The sequence below is a fragment of the Vibrio rhodolitus genome (assembly GCF_003350325.1).
In the GTDB taxonomy this organism is placed as follows: Bacteria; Pseudomonadota; Gammaproteobacteria; order Enterobacterales; family Vibrionaceae; genus Vibrio; species Vibrio rhodolitus.
Window position 1 is genome coordinate 262283 of record NZ_QLYZ01000001.1, and the last position, 24194, is coordinate 286476.

Sequence of the window (24194 nt, forward strand, 5' to 3'; positions counted from 1 at the left end):
GCCCCGATAGAGCGCAGCCTATCAGGGCATCATCAAACCACAAGGTGGAGGTGTATTATAGATACAGAACAAATATTCGAGTTAATTCATTTACTGATTGAATTTGTATCAATACTAGCAGATTTGTCCGTTAATCTAAAAACACTGTTAGAAGCGCTACAAGATTCATCCATCTTCATTTTTCCTATCAGAATAAAAACGAGGATGTCTTAAAAATAGAACCTCTAACGTTTGCAGACGTTAGAGGTTTTTTCTTGTCAACGGATTAACTCTATACCAACTATTCTCGAAAGGGAATAAATTTGTGTGACGTTGTTCGAGAAACGCTCTTGACAAATATTTTCAGCGAGATTTAGCTCTTATACATCTTCTCAAAGTTAGCCGCATTCCAGCCAATCATATAGCGATCACCAATCTTCAATACCGGCAGTGAACGTGCGCCAATCGCATCGAGCTCTTTGCGACCACGTTGCATTTTTGCATTGGTTAGACGGTATGGATAACCTTTTGAATCAAGGTAGCGCTGAGCATCTTTGCAGTGCGGGCACTTATCTTTTACATATAAAACTAGTCGTCTCATTCTCTGTCTAGGCTCTTTGGAACTTTAAAGTGGCTGGAGTATAGGCGAATAGGGCACTTTCGACAACGATTCCCGTGAAGCGACGCCATGATTAAGGTAGACTTAGCGCGATTTTATTATTTGTTGTTCGGTTATGAATTCAAATCCTGTACTTCGTTATATCCAAGGTTACCCAGAACATATTCTGACTCCTGTTTCGCAGATGCTTGAGGCGGGGCGTTTTTGCGCGTGGTTTGAAAAGCGCTACCCACAGCGTCACGAGATTCAAAGTGAAAAAGCGCTGTATGAATACACCATGGCGCTGAAAAACCAGTATATGAAGAAAACGGCGCCTTTGAGTAAAGTGATTTACGATAACAAGATCCATCTGATCAACAATGCGTTGGGGCTTCACACTTACGCTGCCAAAGTGCATGGTGGAAAAATCAAATCGAAGAATGAAATCCGCATTGCCAGCGTATTTAAACACGCGCCTGAGCCTTTGCTGCGCATGCTTGTTGTACACGAATTAGCGCATTTAAAAGAAAAAGATCATAACAAAGCTTTTTACCAACTGTGCTGTCATATGGAACCGGACTATCATCAATTAGAGCTGGATGCTCGCCTGTTTATGATTTACCAAGATATTAAGTAACGACCCTTATGAGTAATAGAGAGACGGCGCGCTCAAAGCACAAGCCACACAACAGCACTCTAAATAAGCCGACACGTAAGCCAAAAGGCAACGCTGTCAGTGCAAAAAAAAGTGCTGAGAAAGCCAAACCAGTGAGAACTAAGCCAGCGAGAGAGTCTAAGAGTGCCGCGAAGCAGAGCAATCCTAAGCAGGGTAGCCCAGCGCAGACTAGTGCTATGCTGGTGACGATCGTGGCGGGAAAAACAGGGCTGCATAAGCGTAACCTACACCAAGGTCGTTATGATTTTGAGCGTTTGGTAAAAGCACTACCAGCACTTGAAAAGCATGTGGTACTTAATCCCAAAGGTGAGCAAACCATTCGCTTTGATGACCCTATGGCAGTCAAGCTATTAAACCAAGCACTGTTGGCTGAACATTACAGTGTCACACAATGGGATATTCCTCAAGGCTACCTTTGTCCGCCAATTCCTGGGCGTGCGGATTATATTCACCGCCTAGCGGAATTGCTAATCAATGAAGCGCCAAAACTCAACCATAGCTTAGTTAAAGCGCTTGATATTGGTGTCGGCGCTAACTGTATTTACCCAATTGTCGGGGCAAGCCAATATGGCTGGGAGTATATCGGCAGTGATGTTGATCCTATCTCGGTAGACAACTCAAACCAAATCGCGCAAAACAATGCGATGCTGACAGGTAAAGTGGCGTGCCGTTTACAAAGCGATAGTCGCCATTTCTTCAAGGGCATCATTGAGCCGAATGAATTTTACGATGTGACGACTTGTAATCCACCGTTTCATGCCTCGCTTGAAGAAGCGCAGCAGGGTACAGAGCGCAAACTGAATAACCTCAATGCGCACAAAGCCAAACGTGGTCAGGTGAAGGTTGAAAAAGGCACTCAGCCTAAAGCGAGTAAGCCGACCCTCAACTTTGGTGGTCAAAAAGCAGAACTATGGTGCCCGGGCGGCGAAGCGGCATTTGTGAAAAACATGGCATTTGAAAGCCGAGAATTTGCTACTCAGGTACTTTGGTTTACGACCTTAATCTCGAAAAAAGACAATGTTCGTTGGTTGCGCAAAAATCTCGAAAAAGCCGGTGCGAAAGAGGCAGTGATTGTCGAGATGAGCCAAGGGCAGAAGATTAGCCGCTTTGTGGCGTGGAGCTTTAAAGATAAAGCCGATCGTGCAAAATGGTTGGCAGTCAAATCAAGCTGATCGCTTAACTACCTTACACCCACCCAGAGTTTATAGCCCGCCAATGAGCGGGCTTTGCTTTAGGTCCAATTCAGGAAGTTAACTGGCTAGTGACACTCGGATGCCAAAGCATCGCTTAGTGCAAGTGCAGAAGACGTCGCACCGTAAAGTTGCTGATAGCGAGTGAGAAGTGATTGAGCTTGAAAGCAGCTTTGTTGTGATAGATGGATTTGGGTCAGTTGCAGCAAGGATTTTTCACTGTTCGGTCGATAATCTAGCGCTCGCTCAAAATAATATGTCGCGCTTGATAGCTGCTGTGCTTTCAATGCGCAAAGCCCAGCATTTTCATAGCTGTCGGCGAGGTGGGTATATCGGGGTAGCGCGATCGCTTGGTTGAAATACTTATCGGCTAATGGGTATTTTTGCTGTTTGCAAAGAAAGGCAGCGTAGTTGTTGAGCACATCGCCATTATTGGGATGGTTAGTGATGGCATCTTGATACAGCTGCTTGGCTTTATCGACTTCACCTACCAATTCGAAGTAGTGTGCCTGGGTTAATTGGGTATGAAAATAACTCGGTGCGTGCTCAACGGCTTTATCTATGTTGGCTCGTGCCTTGTCGAAATTTCCTTGCTTCAAATAACCTACCGCTAACGCAATTCGTGCATGCGCTTTGGCCTGTTGAGAAGAGAGCGAATGCGGCGTTTGCTTAGAGACGCAGCCTACCAAAAACCAACACGTAACCAATGCCAAAAGAACCTTCAATACCGAGCCCTCACTAGTGATTTAAGGGTAGTGTAAAACTATCTCGAATTTGGTAAGTACCGCTATCGCATGACCAGGTTGGATGAGGTTCAATAAAAATAATAAAGGCCAACATGGTTGGCCTTTGGGATTAGTCATCTTTAGTGAAATTGGCTTCGCTAAAGTGCTCCAAGTCAAATGGCGTTTGTTGGTAAACGCAGTAGTTCAGCCAGTTTGAAAACAGTAAATGTCCATGACTGCGCCAACTTGCTCTTGGGGTATTGTCCGGGTTGTTGTTCGGGTAGTAATTGATTGGCAGGCTCGGTTCCATACCTTCACTTAAATCACGCACATACTCGTTGTGCAGAGTGTGTGAGTCATACTCCGGGTGACCGGTGACGAAAACATTTCGCTTATCTTTGGTGGCAGCAAGGTAAACACCCGCCACGTCAGAGGTCGCGAGAATGTCCAAATCAGTGTGCTCGCTTAAGTAGTCAGAGGAGAAATCGGCGTAGCGCGAATGTGGGGCTAAAAACTCGTCGTCAAAACCACGCAGTAACGGGTGATATTGGTTAGATATTTGATGATTGTATACACCCGAGAGCTTTTCTTTACGGGTACGCTTAGGCAAATCGTACAAGAGCTTTAATCCTGCTTGCGCAGCCCAACAAACATACAGTGTTGAGGTGACATGCTGCTTTGCCCACGTCATGATGCTTTGCAAGTGTTCCCAATAAATCACATCTTCAAATTGCACTAAGCCAAGCGGTGCACCAGTAATGATCATGCCATCAAAGTTGCGTTCTTTCACCATCTCGAACTGACGATAGAAGGTATCAAGGTGCTGAGTTGGTGTGTTTTTGCTTGGTCGGTTGTCAATGCGCAGCAGTTCAATATCAACCTGCAATGGACTGTTAGACAACAGGCGCAAAAACTGAGTTTCCGTCTCAATTTTCTTCGGCATTAGGTTGAGGATCAAAACTTTCAATGGACGAATATTCTGCGTCGAAGCACGAGTTTCCGACATTACGAAGATATTTTCTTGGCGTAATACGTCAGAAGCGGGTAATTGATCGGGGATCTTGATCGGCACGGCTTTCTCCCTAAAGCTGTAATTACGGACGTCTATACATCCAAACTTACCTTAATCAAATTGAGATGTCGATAACAAAATTCAGTATAATTAGCGCTGTCTAATTTAATTTATACTCAAAAGAGATGAAGACGCCGTTGGGCGATGAGCGAACAAAGCTTCTGTATCTTTATTTCGAATGGGTAAACGCACTCTAAATTCTGTTTTATGGCAAAACTCACTCTAATTCGTGGGCTACCTGGCTCGGGAAAAAGTACCTTAGCAAAAACTTACACCGCAGAGCATTTTGAAGCCGATATGTTTTTCATTAATGCGCAAGGTATTTACCAGTTTGACCCGATCAAGCTCGAGCAAGCACACGCATGGTGTAAGCAACAAACCGAGCAAGCTTTAAAGGCGGGTAAAGATGTGGTTGTGGCGAACACGTTTGTTAGACGCTGGGAAATCCAACCGTATTACCAACTGGCGAAAAAACTCAAAGCAGAATTTGAAATCATCGAATGCAAAGGCGAGTTTGGTAGCATCCATGGCGTCGAGCAGAGCGTGATTGAAAAGATGCGCGCGAAATGGCAAGAGTGGCGGGTATAGGGCAAAGAGCTGAGAATAGAGAATAGAGAATAGAGAATAGAGAGCTAAGAACTCTAAGAATCGAGAGAAACTGCGGCGAAATTTTAGGGTGACGATTGTCACCCTGATTGTTTATGCAAGCATCTAGTATGCTTGCGTGCGAGGGCTTTGGCGCTGCACTGTCCAACCAGCAATGGCTAACCATACAATGGCTTGAAGCCACAACTGAGTGTAGTAAGGCGCAGCTTGTTGCCAACTTGCGCCCATTTGGTTTAATGCCAGAAAACCTTGAATACCGGGTGTACTAGGAAAGAGGTTGGCAATCCACACGATAATCTCTGGAATCGAGCCTGTTGGCCAAATAAAGCCGGCACTAAATACCAATGGCATAGAGCTTACCAGTACTACTAGGGTGACAAGTTCGCGTCTAGGTAAAATTGCCCCGAGCCAAATACCAATTGCACAGGATGCGAGTAGGAATGGCAGCAACATGGTTAACAAACTACTGGCTTGAGCTAACTGGCTAATACCGTGCATGGTAAAACTGGAACCAAAGTAATACATACTAAGCAGGTAGTAGATCGCAACTAACACCAAACAGCGCACAGTGATAAGTTGATAGGTCGGCGCGCTATTCCAATAGCCTTTACCATGTTTTTGTGTGCCACCCATCAGACCGGATGCCATGGCTAATGTTTGCTGTAAGATAAGCACAAACACTGCGGGCACAACATAGTCCACATAACCCATGCGAGGGTTAAATGTTGGCTTCATATTCAATTGGCTTGGCGCATATTGCTTGGACGCTTCTTCGATGGGTATACCTTCCATAACTAAGCGACTGACGGTAGTTTGCGCCGCCAATGTACCACCTGCTTGAGCTAAACCTTCGACGATGGTGCCATAAACGAGAAAGTAAGAGGCGTCACCGGCGTAAGAGAGCGTAGGGCTTTTACCCATTAATAAGTCTTTATAGAAATGTTCAGGGATCACCAAGATGCCGCTGATCTCGCGAGCCAAGAACGCTTCTTTTGCGGCAGCAATGCTAAAGTCACGCTGAACGATCTGCACTTGCGGCGTAGCATCCACCATACGCTCTAAACGAAAACTGGTTTGGCTATTATCTAAGTTAACCACACTGATTTTTTGCTCGCGCGGCGTTTGATGGCTATATGGCAGCGGGTAGAGAAAGGAGTAAAACACCACACCGCCAAACACCGTTAGCATGACGACTGGGTTGGTGAACAAAGCTTTAAGCTCTGCTTTGATTAAGTCGAACAGGTTCATGATTGCTGCTCCTGCTGTTGAATCTGTGCGGTTAAGCTCGCTGCATGCAGGTGTTTCTTAATTAACAGGACTGTGAGTGCCAGCGGTAACAAATAACCAAGCACTGGTAGCAACTCTTGAATAGAAGCATGCCAATCAGCACCGTAACTGACTTGGCTAACTTGCACTTCAATATAGTGACTAATAGGCAGCAAACTACGCCAAAATTGGGCGAGGGTATTCATATCGGTGACAGGGAAGGTAATACCCATAAACGCAAAACTGGGCGCAGTAAAAGCACCAGCAAAACTCATCGCTCGTGCTGGGTCTAAAGTCATAAAGAAGAAAAAACTACCCATGATCATACACGCAATGGTGGTAAATAGTTGGGCGACGACCAGAACGAACAAGCTGCCATTCATTGGCCACTCGAAGCCGAGATAAAACCAGCAGAGAAAAGCAAAGCCTTGCAGTAAGAAAATGGGTATATAAGGTGACAATGTCACCAGTAGGCGTTCAAAAGGCTCACTTACGAGCCATTTATTTAAGCCTTGTTGACGATGATTCGCCGCTAAGATCAAAATTGTGCTCACCACAATCACAATCTGCCAAAGAGCAGGAATAATGGCCGAGACGAGAAACTGAGCATAGTTACTGTTTTTGTTAAACAGCGGCGTTATTTTCGTTCGGATAGGTAGCGCTTTTCCCATCGCACTGCTGAAGGTTTGATTGCCATGAGAGAGGTTCGCTAGCGTGGCAACTTGAGCGTTAAAAGTGCCTTGCGCTTGAACAAACGCAGAATTAATCAGCTTACCAATTAAGATAAATTGGCTGTTATAGAACACGGAAACTTGAGGGTTGAGACCTTTATAAACGTCTTGCTCGAAGTTATGGGGGATCACGGCATAGGCATAGATGTCGCCTTCAATTAGCGCTTGCTCGGCTTGATTTGCGCTTTGCAATTGTTTGGTGACTGCCATTGATGAAGTGGCGTCATAATAGCGCGTTAGTGTACGTGACATTTCGCTGTGTGATAGGTCAACCACCGCAATCGGAATATCACGCGCGATACCTTGGGAAAAGACTGCCCAAATTGAAATGGCGAGCGCAATAGGCAGCCATGTGAGACAAGAGAGCAGCCATTTATCTCGTCTCACAATTTGCCATTGTCTACTTGAGTGCACGCGAGTGCTTGGCGCAGAACTCATTACAGTTCAACCACCAAACTCATCCCCATGCGCAGTGCTGGCTCTGGAGTGACAGGGCGCGCTTCGACCTCAAAAGTACGCAGATCAAAGCCCTGTGACGCGTCAGTTGAGCGCCAAGTCGCAAAGTCGCCCATTACAGCCACATGCGTTACTTTGAACTCAAGGTGTTTGTCTAGCGCAGGTAAGTAGGCGCTGAACGTTGCCCCTTTGTTGAAATGCTTAAGCCAGTCTTCACGAACATTGAGCACCGCCCATGAATCTTGCGTATCGACAACTGTCACCACAGGGAAACCTTGCGGTGCTAACTCACCACTTTGCAATAATACTTGAGAAACTTCACCGTTGAACCAGCTCGTGATTTGGGTGTCAGCCGCAAAGGCTTCCACTTCTGCTACCGCACCTGCTGCCATACGTGCTTTTTCTGCCGCAGCCAGTTTGGTTTCAGAGCGCGCACCTTCTTTTGCCATTTGGTACATTTGGAACGCGGCACTTTCAGTGTATTTAGCCGCTTGCCACTGCGTTTTAGCTTCGTCACGTTTTTGTTCAGCGACCACGCCATCATTGTAGAGGTTATTGACACGCAGGTAGGTCTTCTCCATTAAATCGGCAGCCGCTTGTGCTTTTTGCCATTGGTCTTTTGCGGCTTGGATCTGCTGAATACGCGCGCCTTTTTCTGCTTCTTGAGCAAGTGCGTCAGCTGCTTTTTCTCCCGCTTTAGCTTGCTCTAGCTTGGCTTCAATTTCTGGGCTATGGATGGTGAAAATCAGTTGGTTTTGCTTAACCTCGTCACCTTTGCGCACCAAGACTTGATCGATACGACCAGCCACTTTGGAGGAAATGGTGTATTGTTGTGACTCAATTTGTCCTTGCAGATGGTGCGGCTTAGGTTGATACGCTTGGTAAAAGCTGTATCCCACCCAAGAAGCAAGAGCAATTGCAGTGGCCGAAAGTAATAATGTTTTTTTGTTTTTCATGTTGTTTCCTTATTACAGGCTGTGAGTTGCAATTGCATCGTGTTGATATTGAGTGAAACTGTTCATTTGATCCGAGAGAGCAAGCAATTTCGCTAGTGAAATTATATAGTTAAAGCTAGCTGCAGCGCGTTGCGTTTGTACGCTTGCTAAATAGAGCTGTGCATCCACAACGTCAGTTGAGGTAGAAAGACCTTGTGAGAAGGCTTTTTGTCTTAACAGTAAGTTCTCTTGTGCCAATTCGATACTCGAAGCAAGCCCTGTGACCTCTTCTTGCGCTTGTTGCGCCTCTAGATAGGTTTTCTTTACCAGCACAGAAAGATCTTGCTTAGCTTGTGCTTTTAGATACCTAACTTGGCTGACTGCGCTATGTGCTGCTTGGACATTTTCACTACGACCGCTGTTATCTATCAGCGGCACACTGACACCTAAACCGACAAGCCAGTCTGGCTTCATTTGGCTGGCTAGTGAATCATCTTCATGCAAACTGTAATCACCATAGAGGTAAACCTCTGGGTAGTATTTGCCTTTTTCCGCTTTGATAAGACTAGATGCTTGTTTTTCTTTGGCATCGAGCAGATCAAGCCCGGGATAAGTATTAAGGGTTTGTTCAACAAAAGCTGAAAGCGCTGGCAGATTTTGGTTAATAAATAACGCACTGCGCGGTTCAACTGTCGTGGTTTGGTTCAGGATCTCGCTAAGAGCGGCTTGTGCGATTTCGACACTTTTTTGTGCCTTTTTGCGCTCAACGATCGCTTTATCTAAAGCGGCTTCGGCTTGTAAGCGTTCGACTCGGGCAATTTGTCCTTGTTGCTCAAGCTTTAGTGCGTTGTTACGGTGCTTGGTTAAGCCTTGTTCGACGAGTTGGCGCGTTGCAACGACTTCTTGAGCAAGCACAACGCTGAAATAGTACTTACTTAAATCTTCGTAGCGAGCTTGAGTCTCCATAGCCAGTTGGCTACGAGCCTCATCCGTTTTGCCTTCAGCAGCATTTTGCGCGGCAGTGATGCGCCCGCCGGTAAAGATTGGCCAAACGGCACGAATCGATGAGGTAAAAATATCTCTTTCTGAAATGGTGGAAGTGACAGACCCTAGTCCTGCAATTAGTTGGTCAAAAGGAGGGGGAACAGCAGGTAGATGAGCCCCTGTACTATCAAACAACTGTTTTCCTGAAACCGTGACATCTTGATCGAGCCGAGTGTAATTGGCTCCAAGGGTAACTTTTGGCAGATTTAACGCGTCACTTGCGCTTTCAAGGTGTTGATAGCGTTCAACATTAGCGCGTGATGCTGCAATGGAATTGTTATCTTGCTGTACTAACTGCCAAGCTTCATCAAAGCTGATGGCGGCACTGTATGCGACTGGCGAAACTGCCAGACAGCTAAGAAGTAGTGAAAGTGGTCGAATTTTCATCACGCGTCGCGTCACTGGGTCAGAAGTATAATAAATTAGAGTATATACTCTAATTGAAAATTGCGCAAAAGTGCTTGTTATTTCACAACATAGGATTTTATACGGTATGCAGAATTGAAGTTTTGTGCATCAAGTTAAATACTGGCTTAGTATTTAATACGATTGTTCTGTGGGGGATGCGCAGAATAGATATTGCCACAACTATAAAATCAAACTAGCAATTCAATCACCTCCCGCTTAGCTTGCCAAAGGAGGGCAAAGTACGATGACAGGAACGTTAACGTCGGCTAGGAAATTTTCAATTCGCTTTACTGTCGGTAGTATGTTTATTTTTGCAACCGTGCTCACTGCGGCGATTGCAATAGGCTTACAGTATTTTTTCACTAAACAAATGTCTCAAGAGCATGTGCTTAATAAACTCAGTGCAGCCAGCGCAGATATTAGTGAATATATCCAACAGATTGAAGTCAATGCCACCAGCAGCGCGCAGATTTTACGCAGCGTTTCCACTGCGGCAAATCAAGAGTTTAGCGAGCGCGAAATCCGCGATATTTTTGTTCAGGTTCTTAAAGATAATCCGCTGTTTTACAGCCTTTATTATGGGAATGAACAGGAAGATTTTTATCAGCTCATTAATCTAGAATCTTCGCCCATTGTTCGAGAGCGTATTGGCGCCGATGAAACAGAGCGTTGGGTAGTGATAAAGATCCGCGGGGCAGCGAACAAAAGAATAAGAACCACCGAATACTTTACCGCTAACCTTAGTCGGACAAGGTTAATCTCAGAGAGCAGTAATTATTTCCCGTCACAAAGACCTTGGTATCATTCCGCGAAGCGAAACTCGGTATACAAAACCGCTCCATATCTGTTTAAGCATCTTAAAATCACCGGTCAAACCTACTCAACTCGCAGTAAAACCTCGGTCATCGGCGTTGATATTGTTCTTTCTTCAGTCAGCTCTCGAATTTCTGCCGACGCCATTGGTATTGGTGAGGGGCATAACGTTGAGGCTTTCCTTTTCAACCAAAACGGTGAAGTGATTGCCTCAAACTTGCCAGAGCGTACCCAGATTTCAATCCCTGCCGCCGATGTAATGGAACTCTCTGCGCAGCAACAGTCGGTGGTGGATAACACCGCAACTCTTATTGTTTCCAATCAAAACAACTGGGGACCATATGATTTTGCTCAGGCGGGTGAACCGCAAGGCTATGCGATTGACAAACTTAAACTGATTGCGCAAATGGCAGGAGTGGAGCTGGAGTTTGTCAATGGCTTTGACTCGCAAACACTGATCGAGATGTTTAAGCAGGGCAAGCTTGACATTTTACACTCGGTGACAAGCCAAGTGGCGCAGCGCGATAGTCAAACGAATATGCGATTTTACTCCGCGCCAATAGGTATCGCAGGCTTAACTGGGCGAACGTTACCCGCAGATTTATACCAATTAGGTAAGGAGAAAGTCGCCGTCATCGCAGGTCGAGGCACAGCGGAGCTTGTACGTGAAGTTTTACCTAACGCGAAACTAGTCTTATTGGAGAGTTTTGCCGAGGCTAAACAGCAATTGAAAGCTCGTCAGGTCGATGTCGTTATTGATAGCTATTTAGCGCTTAATGAAATGAAAGGGCTAGGTAGTGCTGAGGATATTGCCGTTGAGCCATTAGTTGATCTACAGAGTGTGCCTTTTCACCTGATGCTCAAGCAAACTCATGCCGATTTGCTGCCGATCTTACTGGCTGCGCAAAGACAGATTACCCCTGAGCAGCATCAAGCGTTAGAACTAAAATGGTTAGATGAAAATGTCTCCAAAGGCGGTTTTGTCCCTTATCCGGAGTTATTTAAACTAGCGATAAGTGGCGAGCAACTAAAGCAGATGGTGCCGACTCAAGATGGCAATGGTTATCTTTATGTTTCAGCAGTCTCGGGCATTGGCGGCAATGAATACTTTGCGGTTGTGGTCCCAGAAGAGGTGATCACCGCACAAGTGCTCGACCGCTTGGTGACATCGATAGCGATTACCGCGCTGGCGATGTTCGTTATTCTGCCAATCGCTTGGATCTTCGGTACGCCAATCGTGAAACCGATAACGACACTCCGGAGCGAAACGCAACTTATTAAAGCAAGGAAGTTTTCAAAAGTTCAACTGGTCGACAGTCGTATAAAAGAAGTCCACGAGCTGTCAGAGTCTATGCTCGAAATGGTTGATGAAATTGAAAAATACCACAAAGAGCGCGAAGCGTTTATTGATGCCTTCATCTACGTAATTGCGCAAGCGATCGATGATAAATCGCCATATACCGCTGGTCACTGTAATCGTGTACCGGAGCTAGGCATCATGTTGGCGGAAATCGCAGAGCAAACCGATAGCGGGAAATTCAAAGAGTTTAAGTTTAAAAACGATGATGAAAGACGCGAGTTTAGAATCGCAGCGTGGCTTCATGATTGCGGTAAGATCACAACGCCAGAGCATATCGTTGATAAAGGAACCAAACTGGAGGCGAACTACAACCGCATTCATGAGATCCGTACACGATTTGAAGTGTTGTGGCGAGATGCGGAGATAGAGTATCTCAATACGGTTATCAACAACCCTGAGTCTAAGAGCCAAGCGTTTGAGACCTTACATAATCGTCATGCTGAACTGCAGCAGGATTATGAGTTTATCGCGACCGCCAATGTCGGCGGAGAATTTATGAGTGATGACAAGATTGAACGGGTCAAAAAGATCGCTGAGCAGACTTGGTTAAGGCACTTTGATAATCGACTCGGACTTTCTCCTTTCGAGGAACTCAGTAAGATGCCAGCGAAAGAAAAACTGCCAACAACGGAGAAACTGTTGGCGGACAAACCAGAACATATTATTCATCGCGTGCGTCCGCTTGAGTTTGATCCTGCATTTAACTTCAATATCGATATTCCAGAGCATCAATATAACCAGGGCGAAATTTACAACTTAACCATTTCTAGAGGTACATTGACCGCAGAGGATCGCTTTAAAATCAACGAGCATATGACCAGCGGTATCAAAATGCTCGAGGCATTGCCGTTCCCACCAGAGCTTGCCAAAGTGCCACGTTATGCCTCGACTCACCATGAGACATTAAATGGACGTGGTTATCCGCGTAAATTAAGCGCGAAGGATCTATCAATTCCAGAGCGCATTCTGGCGATTGCGGATATTTTTGAAGCATTAACGGCCGCAGATAGACCTTACAAGAAAGCAAAACCACTCAGCGTTGCTGTTGATATCATGCATAGCATGGCGATGAATGAGCATATTGATTACGATCTGTTTATGCTGTTTTTAACCAGTGGTGGGTTTGAGCGCTATGCGCGAGAGTTTTTGCCTGCAAGCCAAATTGATGAAGTGAAGTTGGACAAGTATCTAAAGCAGTCTGAACCAGCTTAACGCTGAGCGCGTGTCCCGACGCGATGTAGAAAAAACCTGATAAAAAATCCGATATTGCTTACCACGATATCGGATTTTTTAACTTGGCGAGTAACGATATGTCAGTGATGTTCAGAAAATCTGCTCATCGTCAGCATCGATCGTCAGTTCGATGGCATCCATTTGTTCGTTAACCACCATATTGAAATGGATGGCGTTACAACAAGCAGGGCAATCGTCATAGAAATCTTGATTGCCGTTTGATGCGTCGAGGGTAATGCCGATGGAGTGCCCACAATGAGGACAAGAAACCATTTTATCTGTGTAATTGCGCATAGACTTACCTCGTATTTTACTTCTCGTAACCAACAGACTTCGGTTACTTATTGATGTTCAATATTCATGTTAAGTGTCGAAGTTAGTAATGGTTGTAAATTAAGTACAAAGTTTGACTGTGGGCAGATATTTTGGGTGAAGATCGCATTTATTAACCAAATGCAATGCGCTAACACACAAACTGACAATCTTATTTTTAGTATAACCTTTTGTAATTTAAAGTGATTGTAACTAAAAGTTAATAAGCTTGTATCTGTTCTATGAGCTGTTGCGCCTCATCCAAGTAGTGCCCTCCAAATAAATTATAGTGGTTTAATACATGATAGAGGTTGTAGATGCGTTTGCGCTCGTCATACCCAATAGGTAGCGGGGCGATACTTTCGTAACCTTGGTAAAACTCAGGTTGGAAACCACCGAACAGTTCGGTCATGGCGATATCACATTCACGGTCACCCCAGTAGCAAGAAGGATCGTAACAAATCGGGCCAAATGCAGTATTGGCTACATTGCCATGCCATAGGTCGCCATGAAGAAGCGCAGGGCGTGGCTGATGGTGAGACAAGAGCTCTTGAATAAGTTGGGTAAACTCAGGGATATCAACTAGCGTCACACCCTTTTCTTTAATCAACTGAAGTTGCCAGCCAATTCGTTGTTCAGCAAAAAAACGTCCCCAACGTCTATCCCATTGGTTAGGTTGAATGGTGTTACCAATAAAATTGTCGTTATCAAACCCATACTCTTTCTGCTCACCCCATAAGTGCAGCTCAGCCAATTGTCTACCAAAGGTGTAACTGGCTTCCGCATTTTCTAATGGTTTGGTGGAAAGGTAGTTAAGAATCAGGAAAGAGTTGTGCTTGGAATGACCGATATCGACGAGTTCAGGGACAAAAACAGTGCCAGTGTTGCGCAGGGTACGGATATTCTCTGCTTCGATTTCAAAATTAGCTAAGAAATCTCGCGAGTTGACCTTAACAAAGTAGCGTTGTTCACCATCGCCGATCATATAGCTTTCGCTTATATCTCCTCCGGTGAGTTTGGTTTTTTCTTGGATAACGAAAGAGAACATTAGTGTCTCTGACAATTGCTCTGTAATTGCTTGCCACATAACCAACCCCTTGCACGTTGTCACACTCTTATTTCATTGTAGGAGATAGCAGAGCGTAATTCCGATTGTCACAGCAAAGATTTCAACCATTTGCTAGATCAACAATTAATAATCGTTGATTTTGTGAACACCGTCTTTGTTTTAACGCGTGGCTAATAGGTAGGCACGTAAGGCTGAGTTCGGCTTACCCGGTGTGCTTTGAAGAGCTTTTAGAGCGAAAAATCGTGTTAATTTGTCGGACAGGCAACAATAATAGGTAGTTTCCAACGTAAGCGTTGTTATTTATGACTCTAATACCTTAGTATAAATAGCGTTAATAACACATTTGAATTTGGAGAGAAAATGGTTGTTGAGACAGAAGGATACTTGGCTCTAATCGAGTATCTAGCATCCAATCTCGATGTATTTTCTAGCGAAGACGGCGACACGGGTGAAGAGAGTATTGAAGATGTAGTGACCGATATGGTGGCTTCAAACATCATGGCGATCTTCGAACAAAACCCTGAAATGCATTCTAGTGTTCGTTTTAAACTGCTCAAAGAAGCAGATTCGGTTGTCGCCGATTTAGGTGAGGTTCTTGCTGGAGCGTGGACTCGTCACGCAACCAACGAGCAAATCGCCTTTCTTGATGAATATGTTGCGCTGGTAAAAAACCTGTTTGACACCGCGGTAGCAAAGTACGATTAACCTCGGTCTGTTCTTTATTACAGGCGAGGATCAACTCGCCTGATTTGCCAAAATACATCCGCCCAGTATGGGTTATCAATTCTAGAAATCACCACACCTTTCGATGTAGACGCGTGCATAAACTGCTTGTTACCTAAGTAAATGCCTACATGACGGGTGGTACGTGATGTTTTGAAAAAAAACAGATCGCCGACATTTGCTTCATCATAATCGACTTCATAACCGATGTTTGATTGTAATGCAGTCGTACGCGGAAGATTTAACGCCGTTGTTTCTTGGTACGCTATCTGCACCAGTGCTGAGCAGTCGATGCCGTTAAATGAAGTGCCACCCAAGCGATAAGGCACGCCTTGCCACTTGTTATAAAAACCAATAAAGGCATTTCTTTGATCTTGCTCGTAAACCGATAAAGGCTTTGGCTGTTGATAGCCATTAGTGCTTGGTTTTGAGCTGCAGGCGCTAAGCCCAACAAGCAAAGCTGTGCAGGCTGCTGTCTTCAAACCACTTGCCAGAATTTCCTTATAAATCATAGAATTTTTCTGCCTGTTATTGACATTTTACTGTAATAAAAACTTCCTAAACTGCCTGCGATAAACTTTCGTATGACCCAGTGCTAGGATGCCATGATAAATTCAAATAATACCAAGTTGTCAGTGTCACTTATTCAGTCGATCAGTGCAGTATTTCTCTGTTTCTTGATTTTGATGATTGGCCTGTCTGTGCTCAGTAATCGAGGCTTAGAGCAAGTAGGAACGCAGTTTACTACTTTATCAGACAAAGCTTTACCGCTTTCGGCAACAAATGCCAAGTTAACACAATCTTTGTTAGAACAGACCAAGCAGCTAAGTTATGCCACGCAAGTAACCAGCGCCAAAGCGCTACAGCACAATGTAGACAAGATTGAACAAGTTATCGAGGAAACTCAGCGATATCAGCAGGATGTTGCGAATATCACCCAAGATTATTCAGATGCGATTTCACCGGAGCAGCAAGGGCTTTTAAACACGAACCTAACGCGTCTAAACCAACTGACAGAGCACGTTCTTGCAACGCAAACGCGCTTGCTAAAAATGCAAGAATCGATTGATGCTGAAGTGGGAGGTTTTCGCTATGGCATAAGCTCGATTGGTCCGGAAATGAATCGTCTTAGCTCATTTCTTTCGCTGGATAACCCTGAGTCTTCCGATGCGGCGAACCGATTTAGTGCCAGCGCAAGTTCGATGGAAAGCACCTTTTTAATGCTCATGATGCAGCATGATCTGGAGAAGGCTCAGCAAGAGTATCAAGAGATGCGCAACCGCATCGCAGGTATTAATCTAGCATACGACGATTTTCTTCATTGGCACCCAGAAATCGTTGAATTTGCCAGCCTCACCGCACCCTACGAAATGGTCAAAGCGGGCTTTAAAGATGATGGCGTCTTAAAACAAATCCTTGCCAAATTGGAGTTGATGGAAAAGCAGCAACGCCAAGTTGCAGAAGTGCAATTGCTTGCCAATCAGACGATAGCAACCCTTAATCAGGTGTCAGATTCGGCGCAATCACTAATTAGCCACAGCGAATTGGTGGTTAAAAACACCATTTCATCGATTAATACTACTTTGGTTGTTGCGACTGGGATTATCGCGCTATTGGTGATGCTTCTTTGGTTTGTATTACGCAGTTGGATTAAGTCGAGCTTGAAGAAAATTTTACTTAATTTGAATCGCGTCACTGAACATGACTTAACATCGACCGTTCCATTGCAAGGTCCGGATGAGATGAAGCAAATCGCTGAGCGGTTGAATCGCTTGATTGCCTCAACCAGTGAGTCGTTGGTTAGTGTGACGCGTAATTGTGAAACCCTATACCAAACCGCCGAGATTAGTCATGATGCCGCGGAATGCTCCAATGAAAGTTTGGATCTGCAAAATCAAGCGTTAGAAAATATGGCGACGACAATAAACCAACTAGAAGCGTCGATACGTGAAATTGCGCAAGTGACTAGTGAGTCCTTTGATGAATCCAAACAAGCCGTGGAGCAGTCAACCCAAGGCGTGGTTGTAGTTGATGAAAGTCGCAGCCGTTTAGAGGCACTAGAAGCCACTTTTAATGCCAATGAGCAGTCGATGATTGAACTTGATGGTCGCGTTAAACAGATCCGTGAGATGGTGGACATGATCTCTGGTATTGCTGACAACACTAATTTACTGGCATTAAATGCTGCGATAGAAGCTGCGCGAGCAGGCGATCAAGGGCGAGGCTTTGCTGTGGTTGCCGATGAAGTCCGCAAGCTTGCTAGTGATACCACGCAGCAAACAACTAATATTCGCGAGAGAATGAATGAGCTGGTGGCGTCGGCTGAACAATCGCGCCGTGCGGTTGAAGATACCAGACAGGAAATGGCATTTGTCTTGGAATCGAGCGAACAAGTGAAACATGCCTTTGTCGACATTGAGCGTTCGGTTAGCCTGATCCGCAGCCGCTTTGAGCAGATATCAGTTGCCACAGAACAGCAAGAGCGGGCCACTGCCGATGTAAGCCGTTCAATATCGCAAGTCTCCGAGCAAGGTGATGATACAAAAGCTCAGCTGGAATCTATGGTGGAGAGCTCACAGCAGGTATCCCAAATTGCCAGTGATCAGCAATCGATGCTACACAAATATCAGTTGGCCACAAGTTAGAGTAGTGAAGTCCTAACAATAGAAAAGGAGCCTTTGGGCTCCTTTTGTGTTTAAGACGCTGTTGGTTGCGTGGTTGGATACGTGATTGGTTAGCGCATCGCTTTAGCCATAGGCAACGCTTGGGAACCACAGAACCAATTGCGGCCACATCACCAGTGCCACGAGTGCCACCAACTGGATAATGATAAACGGCATAACACCACGGTAGATGTCTTTTAACGCCACACCGTCAGGGCAGACTCCTTTTAAATAGAACAGCGCAAAGCCAACAGGCGGGGTAAGGAAGCTGGTCTGCAATGCCATTGCAACCAACATAACAAACCAAACTAGGCTTGGATTATCCACCACACCGTGTCCGTCAAGCTCAATACCTAAGCTGGCGATAACCGGCGCTAGCAGAGGTAGGGCAATAAGGGTGATCTCAATCCAATCAAGGAAGAAGCCAAGTAGGAATACGATCAACAGAATAAAGGCGATAATGCCGTAAGGTCCAAATGGTAAGCCACTTAAGAACGACTCAATCATTTCATCGCCACCCAGTTCGCGCAATACCAATGCAAAACATGAGGCGCCAAGGAAAATCATAAAGATATAGGCGGTGGTGCCATATGAGGCGAGCAGCACTTCTTTCAGTACTTTTAAGTTGAGCTTCTTATTGTAAGCCGCAAGTAAGGTCGCCCCTAGCGCGCCAATACCTGAGGCTTCGGTCGGAGTAGCAATACCCGCAAAAATTGACCCTAGAACACTAAAAATAAGTACAACGGTTGGAGTGATATCTTTGAACACTTGCAGGATCAAATTCCAATCGACTGGCTCAACATCTTCAGGGACAGGGGCTTGGTGCGGGTTCATTTTACCAATCACCAAGATATACAAAATATACAGGCTTCCTAGTAGTAGTCCCGGAATAATTGCGCCCATAAATAGATCACCGACAGAGAGACCAAGCTGGTCTGCCATGATCACCAGCATGATTGACGGCGGTAGCAAGATACCCAGTGTACCGGCTGAGGCAACTGTGCCGAGTGCTAGAGGCAGGTGATAACCTTGTCTCATCATACTCGGTAGCGACATCACGGTGAGCAACACCACAGACGCGCCGATAATACCTGTTGATGCAGCGAGGATAATACCAATTGCCATTACGGTGATGGCAAGACCGCCATGCACTTTGCCAAATAGTGCCTGCATCGATGCCATTAGCTTTTCTGCGATGCCTGATTTATCGAGCATATTGCCCATAAAGATAAACATTGGCAGGGCGACCAAGATCCAGTTGTCCATGATCTTGTAGATTCGGTTTACTACTAAGCCAAGACTGGTGTAATCAAGCCCGGTAAAGGTATCGAGGTAAATATCTGCAAAGTACCCAACTGCCGCGAAAACAATGCCGATGCCGCCGAGCACATACGCGACGGGAATACCGGTAAACAGCAGTGCGATAAATGAGCCAAACATGGCAATGACAATCCACTCATTTGCTTCCATGGTTTGCTCCTTTAAATAGGGTATCTAGGTTCTTTAGTAGTGTCGCTAACATCGAAAACAGCAACATGGTGAAGCTGATCGGGATGACACTTTTTATTAGCCAGCGGAAAGGCAAGCCAGAAGGTGATGCGGAGCTTTCGTTAACGCGCCATGATTCATAGGCAAAATCATAAGAGTGCAAGATGACAATTATCACAAATGGCATGGCGAGGAACAGCAGCCCAAACGAGTCAACCGCAGCTTTGGTGCGGTCAGAAAATTTGTGAAAGAACAGGTCGACACGCACGTGGAGGTTGGTAACTTGCGCATACGCGGTGCCAAACATCACTGCGGTGGCGTAAAGATGCCATTGCAACTCTTCTAAGGCGATTTGGCCATTAGAAAATACTTTGCGTAACACAACTTGAATGATGATCACCGCAACCAATGCCAGATTTGTCCATGCCAGTGCTTTGCTGGCACCGATAATGGCACGATCAATTTGCGCATAGAATGGGGTACTTGGGGTTGAATATAAAACCTTACTCATTGGCAACTCCTTACTGCCAAGGGTCGGCACTTATATCAGTGCCGACCACTCCAATGTGACGTGGATTATTGTTTTTGAGTTTCGCGAGGTAAGAAGGCGTTTGCTTCCCAGAGCGCATAACCATTGCGGAATTCGTTTAGGTCGCTCCATACTTTGTCGAAGAACGGATCAGAGTTTTTCTTCTCTTCAACCACTTCCATCCAAGTGTTCTCAAACAGACTAAGCATTTCTTCGTTCCAGTAACGGATCTCTACACCATTCTCTTTGGCTTTTTGCATTGCTGAATACTGCATTGCCTCACCTTCAGCAATCGAGTAAGTCATGGTCGCCATACATGTAGTCGTTACCGCAGATTGTTGCGCTTGGCTCATTTTGCCCCAGGTATCTTTGTTGATCAGTAGCTCAAATACCGTGGATTGTTGGTGCCAACCAGGGAAGTAGTTGTATTTCGCCACTTTGTGGAAACCTAAGCGCTCATCAATGGCAGGCTGAGAAAACTCAGATGCATCAATAGCACCTTTTTCGAGTGCACCAAAGATTTCACCGCCTGGCAGTTGTACTGTACCCACGCCCAGTTTTTCCATTACCGATGCGCCTAAGCCAAAGAAGCGCATGTTTAGACCTTTCAGATCTTCCGGCTTTTCAATTGGTTTACGGAACCAGCCTGATGTTTCAGGAGAGATGATGGCACAAGGGATAACTTTAACGTTGTAACCGCCTTGGTCATACATTTCTTGATACAGCTTTAAACCATTACCAAAGAATAGCCACGCCATGTATTCGCCAGCTTCCGGACCAAAAGGTACTGCTGAGAAAAGAGCAGACGCCGGCAGCTTGCCTTGCCAATAACCCGCGGTCGCATAACCTGAGTTCACTTTACCGGTAGAAACCGCATCGAGGATCTCCGCAGGGTTGACCAACTTACCCGGCTCATAGATTTTCATCTTAATAGTGCCGCCCGAGGTTTGCGTAATGTGGTCTGCATACCATTTGATTGGCGTTCCAAGTGCTGGTAAGTGACTACCAAAGGCAATTGGGGTTTTTAACAGCACTTTTTTATCAGCTGCTTGCGCTGAGACAGACAGAGTCGTAGCTAGTGCGATGGTAGAGGCGAGGACAACTTTCTTTAGTTTCATTGGATTAACTCCTTGTAGGGGATTCCTTTTTTAATATCAAGAAATGTGAACGTCGCAGGGTAATTGATGTTAATGCGATGTTACATTTGAAGTTAAGTCTAGAGGCGAGGGAAGTTGGTCTCTATTGGGATAAGTGCGCAAATTGTGTCGGTAGTAAGTGCAACTTACTCAGGCAGCATTCAGTAATACTACGTAGTTAAAAGGGAGCGAATATGGGATTTGCAAGCAATAGACGGCTGACAATCAACATCATATTGCTCTCGATCGTGCCACTGATTATTGTGGTTATCATTGTTGCGACAATTCTATTTAGTCAGGCAAAACAGTTGCTTAACGATCAAGTTTCGCTGACGCGCAACAACATCATGGCGGTGAAAAAACAAGAGCTGAAGCAATACGTAGAAATGGCAGTCAAAAGTATTGAGCCTTACTACGGTGATCCGAGTTTAACCCCGCAGCTTGCCAAACAAATTGTTGCTCAAAAATTGAGCCAGCTCACTTATGGGCAAGATGGATACTTCTTTGCTTATACTTGGGAAGGCGATGCGCTGGTATTGCCATATCAGGAAGAACGCATCGGTAGAAACTGGTGGGAAGTGGAAGATGTCCAAGGAAAGAAACTGCTGCAAGAGCTTATCAACGTTAGTCGAGAAGGCGGTGGATTTGTTGATTATTTATGGCAAAAGCCTTCCGCACAAGAACCTTTGCCCAAACTGAGTTATGCCATCTCCTTGGATAAATGGCGGTGGATGATTGGTACCGGGGTATACCTTGACGATATTGAACGGCAAGTTTCTCATATGCAAACAGGGTTCGACCAGAATATCGCAAAAACCAGTACGGCACTGTTTGGTGTGATGTTTGTAGCGGTCTCTGTGATTGCTGGGCTTGGCGCATCACTTAACTTGAATTTACGTCGACTGGCTAACCAGCAACTTAGTGAGCTTAATCAGCAGATCATCGATTCACAGGAAAATGAACGTCAGCGAGTGTCACGAGATCTGCATGATGGGGTGAACCAACTGTTAGTGGCTGCGAAATACCGTATTGATAACGTGACGAAAGAACAAAATAGTACGAAAAAGATGCAAGAACTTGATGCCAGTCGAGATGCGATGGAACAGGCGATTGTCGAGCTAAGAAGAATATCGCAAGATTTAAGACCACCACAATTGGATGATCTTGGTTTGGTCGCTGCCATTGATTTCTATATTAATGGGTTAAGAGAGCGAACTCAGTTAGAGCTGGTTTTTGAACATGATATTGATGGTGAGGAGTTTATCCCTGAGGTGGAAACAACCTTATATCGTGTGGTGCAAGAATCTCTTCACAATGTTGAAAAGCATGCTAACGCGCAAGGCGTGGACGTAATCTTGCAGCGAGAAGGACACACCTTGATATTGACCATTAGTGATGATGGCGTGGGTTTTCCTAACAGTATCAACAAATCGCATCAGCTGGTACAAGGCAAGATGGGACTACAAAACATGAAAGAGCGCATTCAAGCTATTGGTGGAACATTTACCTTAACCAGTGAGCAGGGACAGGGAACGGAAGTGCGCGTAACGTTAAACATGGAGTTTATATGATAAGGCTGGTTTTGGCCGATGATCATCGGATTATGCAAGACGGCTTAAAGTCTCGTCTTGAAATGGAAGATAACCTCGATATTGTGGACTGTGTTGGTAGCGGAACAGAAGCGCTGAAAAGTACTCTGACACTAAAGCCTGATGTGCTGCTCCTTGATATCAATATGCCTAACTTAAATGGCATCGAAGTATTGGAGAAGCTTGAAAAGAGCCGCTGCAACACAGCCGTCATTATTCTTTCAATGCATGACTTGCGTGATTATGTTGTGCGCTCTGTAAAAGCCGGAGCCAAAGGTTATGTACTAAAAGATGTTAGCTCTGAAGAGTTGGTGATGGCGATAAATCAAGTGGCAGAGGGGCGTTCTTATCTTTGTCCTCAGGCATCCGATCGCTTACTTGAACAGCTCACCGAACAGCCGAAACCGCAAGACGATACCTTGTCAAAACGCGAATCCGATGTACTAAAAGCGATTGTTAATGGCGCTTGCAATAAAGACATCGCTGACAGCTTACACATCAGCGTGCGAACCGTTGAGACTCATCGCTTGAGAATTAAGAAGAAACTCGGCGCTACCTCGACGGCTGCTTTGGTCAAATTGGCGCTGCAAAAAGGTCTTGTAAACTGATGACCAATAATTTGCTCTCTAGCCGTCAGCCAATATTGGATAAAATCGTTTTGTTTTGCGCGGTGATCCAAACAGGATCTTTTCGCGAAGCCTCAATCCAGCAGGGTATTTCGCCTGCAGCAGGCAGTCGCTGGATCAAAGAGCTAGAAGAAATTATGGGTGTTGAGCTTATCAAGCGTAGCACTCGTCAGCTGGTGGCGACTCAGGCTGGCTTGCTGCTGTATGAACGATTCTCTCCCATGCTGCCCGATATCAGTAGCTTATGCGAAGAAGTACAAAATCTCTCCGAGCGCCAAATGGGTGAGATTCGTCTTTCATCAACGCCGCTTTTTGCTAGGCAGTATCTAACTAAAGTGGTGGCGGAATACATTCAAATGTATCCTAACGTCAACTTTAGGATTTTTATTGAAGCGGGTGAATTTGATCCACTCAATATTGATTTTGCTTTTCGCGCCAGTGGTAACTTTGACGATCAAAATAAGCCCGATTCTTTATTAGTTAGTCGTCGTTTGTTGCAAGAGCCGCTCTATCTATGTGCTTCACCAACCTATTTAGCGCAGCAAGGCACACCTCGCTCACCACAATCTCTCAATGATCATCGCTGCCTTTACGCAAGAACGCTCCTGGGTGGCAATCACTGGAGTTTTGAGATTGAAGGTAGACAAGAAGTGGTGACCATTCGCGACACGTTAGAGTGTGACAACAGCGAAATGTTACTCGATCTCTGTTTAGAGCATGCTGGTATTGCCTATTTGCCGCATTCTTTGGTTCACAAACAATTGGCGAGTGGTGAGCTAAAACAGATCTTCTCAGAATATCAATGCGCTAGTTTTGACATTGATATGTACTATCGCCCGAGAGCGCCAATGCCGGAGCGGTGTAGCCAGTTTAAGCAGTATTTGATTAATCGTGTTCAGTCACTTGCCGATAATTGCTGATCTGCAATTCACAATCTCTATTTGTGCAATTAACAAGCCGGTGAATT

22 protein-coding genes are annotated in these 24194 nt (G+C 45.3%); 9 read left to right on the plus strand and 13 right to left on the minus strand.

From position 1 onward, the window contains the following. Positions 1-352: 352 nt before the first annotated feature. Positions 353-580, minus strand: a complete 228-nt coding sequence (locus tag DPF93_RS01175) for a glutaredoxin family protein (protein WP_114764388.1) — start codon at positions 578-580, stop codon at positions 353-355. 133 nt (positions 581-713) lie between these two features. Between DPF93_RS01175 and DPF93_RS01180 the strand changes: the two genes are divergently transcribed. Then, positions 714-1214, plus strand: a complete 501-nt coding sequence (locus DPF93_RS01180) for a M48 metallopeptidase family protein (protein ID WP_114764389.1) — start codon at positions 714-716, stop codon at positions 1212-1214. Between the two features lie 8 nt (positions 1215-1222). After that, positions 1223-2425, plus strand: coding sequence for a 23S rRNA (adenine(1618)-N(6))-methyltransferase RlmF (rlmF, locus tag DPF93_RS01185; RefSeq protein WP_114764390.1), 1203 nt, complete (start codon positions 1223-1225; stop codon positions 2423-2425). An 86-nt stretch (positions 2426-2511) separates the two neighbouring features. Here rlmF and pilW read toward each other — a convergent pair whose 3' ends face one another. Next, positions 2512-3156, minus strand: a complete 645-nt coding sequence (pilW, locus tag DPF93_RS01190; protein ID WP_164675280.1) for a type IV pilus biogenesis/stability protein PilW — start codon at positions 3154-3156, stop codon at positions 2512-2514. A 142-nt stretch (positions 3157-3298) separates the two neighbouring features. After that, positions 3299-4240 carry a homoserine O-acetyltransferase MetA gene (metA, locus tag DPF93_RS01195; protein WP_114764392.1) on the minus strand — a complete coding sequence of 314 codons (942 nt, stop codon included), beginning with the start codon at positions 4238-4240 and terminating at the stop codon, positions 3299-3301. A gap of 207 nt (positions 4241-4447) precedes the next feature. Between metA and DPF93_RS01200 the strand changes: the two genes are divergently transcribed. Further along, positions 4448-4828 carry an ATP-binding protein gene (locus DPF93_RS01200; RefSeq protein ID WP_114764393.1) on the plus strand — a complete coding sequence of 127 codons (381 nt, stop codon included), beginning with the start codon at positions 4448-4450 and terminating at the stop codon, positions 4826-4828. 123 nt (positions 4829-4951) lie between these two features. Here DPF93_RS01200 and DPF93_RS01205 read toward each other — a convergent pair whose 3' ends face one another. Genes DPF93_RS01205 through DPF93_RS01220 form a run of 4 tightly spaced genes read right to left on the minus strand, consistent with a single transcriptional unit; the run spans position 4952 to position 9665 of the window. Continuing rightward, positions 4952-6094 carry an ABC transporter permease gene (locus DPF93_RS01205; protein WP_114764394.1) on the minus strand — a complete coding sequence of 381 codons (1143 nt, stop codon included), beginning with the start codon at positions 6092-6094 and terminating at the stop codon, positions 4952-4954. Then, the gene (locus DPF93_RS01210; protein WP_114764395.1) at positions 6091-7281 is read right to left on the minus strand and encodes an ABC transporter permease; all 1191 of its coding nucleotides are present in this window, start codon (positions 7279-7281) and stop codon (positions 6091-6093) included. The genes DPF93_RS01205 and DPF93_RS01210 overlap by 4 nt, the downstream gene beginning before the upstream one ends. Then, entirely contained in the window at positions 7281-8255 is a 975-nt protein-coding gene (locus tag DPF93_RS01215) for an HlyD family secretion protein (protein ID WP_114764396.1), read from the minus strand. Before DPF93_RS01215 ends, DPF93_RS01210 begins: the two co-directional genes overlap by 1 nt. 12 nt (positions 8256-8267) lie before the next feature. Continuing rightward, positions 8268-9665, minus strand: coding sequence for a TolC family protein (locus DPF93_RS01220; RefSeq protein WP_114764556.1), 1398 nt, complete (start codon positions 9663-9665; stop codon positions 8268-8270). Positions 9666-9930: 265 nt separating this feature from the next. On the opposite strand from DPF93_RS01220, the gene DPF93_RS01225 reads away from it, so the two are divergent. Then, positions 9931-13071, plus strand: a complete 3141-nt coding sequence (locus DPF93_RS01225) for an HD domain-containing phosphohydrolase (protein WP_114764397.1) — start codon at positions 9931-9933, stop codon at positions 13069-13071. Between the two features lie 111 nt (positions 13072-13182). On the opposite strand, the gene DPF93_RS01230 is transcribed toward DPF93_RS01225, so the two are convergent. Continuing rightward, complete coding sequence (locus tag DPF93_RS01230) at positions 13183-13386, minus strand: CPXCG motif-containing cysteine-rich protein (protein ID WP_114764398.1); 204 nt, start codon at positions 13384-13386, stop codon at positions 13183-13185. A gap of 238 nt (positions 13387-13624) precedes the next feature. Beyond that, positions 13625-14491: a fructosamine kinase family protein gene (locus tag DPF93_RS01235; RefSeq protein WP_114764399.1), complete on the minus strand. Its 867-nt coding sequence runs from the start codon at positions 14489-14491 to the stop codon at positions 13625-13627. A 342-nt stretch (positions 14492-14833) separates the two neighbouring features. Between DPF93_RS01235 and DPF93_RS01240 the strand changes: the two genes are divergently transcribed. Next, complete coding sequence (locus tag DPF93_RS01240; RefSeq protein ID WP_114764400.1) at positions 14834-15178, plus strand: DUF3802 family protein; 345 nt, start codon at positions 14834-14836, stop codon at positions 15176-15178. Positions 15179-15195: 17 nt separating this feature from the next. Here the strand turns inward: DPF93_RS01240 and DPF93_RS01245 are convergent, their stop codons facing one another. Then, complete coding sequence (locus tag DPF93_RS01245) at positions 15196-15708, minus strand: NlpC/P60 family protein (RefSeq protein WP_114764401.1); 513 nt, start codon at positions 15706-15708, stop codon at positions 15196-15198. 93 nt (positions 15709-15801) lie between these two features. Between DPF93_RS01245 and DPF93_RS01250 the strand changes: the two genes are divergently transcribed. Further along, entirely contained in the window at positions 15802-17841 is a 2040-nt protein-coding gene (locus tag DPF93_RS01250) for a methyl-accepting chemotaxis protein (protein ID WP_114764402.1), read from the plus strand. Positions 17842-17943: 102 nt separating this feature from the next. Here DPF93_RS01250 and DPF93_RS01255 read toward each other — a convergent pair whose 3' ends face one another. The 3 genes from DPF93_RS01255 to DPF93_RS01265 all read right to left on the minus strand — a co-directional run bounded on the left by DPF93_RS01255 (position 17944) and on the right by DPF93_RS01265 (position 20994). Then, a complete protein-coding gene (locus DPF93_RS01255; protein ID WP_114764403.1) occupies positions 17944-19329 on the minus strand; it encodes a TRAP transporter large permease in 1386 nt (461 codons plus the stop codon). Continuing rightward, entirely contained in the window at positions 19316-19858 is a 543-nt protein-coding gene (locus DPF93_RS01260) for a TRAP transporter small permease subunit (RefSeq protein ID WP_114764404.1), read from the minus strand. The genes DPF93_RS01255 and DPF93_RS01260 overlap by 14 nt, the downstream gene beginning before the upstream one ends. A 65-nt stretch (positions 19859-19923) precedes the next feature. Beyond that, entirely contained in the window at positions 19924-20994 is a 1071-nt protein-coding gene (locus tag DPF93_RS01265; protein WP_114764405.1) for a TRAP transporter substrate-binding protein, read from the minus strand. Between the two features lie 212 nt (positions 20995-21206). Here DPF93_RS01265 and DPF93_RS01270 point away from each other — a divergent pair, with 212 nt between their 5' ends. From DPF93_RS01270 to DPF93_RS01280, 3 genes are read left to right on the plus strand one after another with little or no spacing between them, the layout of a single operon-like run. Next, positions 21207-22583, plus strand: coding sequence for a cache domain-containing protein (locus tag DPF93_RS01270; protein ID WP_114764406.1), 1377 nt, complete (start codon positions 21207-21209; stop codon positions 22581-22583). Beyond that, entirely contained in the window at positions 22580-23209 is a 630-nt protein-coding gene (locus DPF93_RS01275) for a response regulator (protein WP_114764407.1), read from the plus strand. The genes DPF93_RS01270 and DPF93_RS01275 overlap by 4 nt, the downstream gene beginning before the upstream one ends. Beyond that, complete coding sequence (locus tag DPF93_RS01280) at positions 23209-24147, plus strand: LysR family transcriptional regulator (RefSeq protein WP_114764408.1); 939 nt, start codon at positions 23209-23211, stop codon at positions 24145-24147. Before DPF93_RS01275 ends, DPF93_RS01280 begins: the two co-directional genes overlap by 1 nt. Positions 24148-24194: the final 47 nt, after the last annotated feature.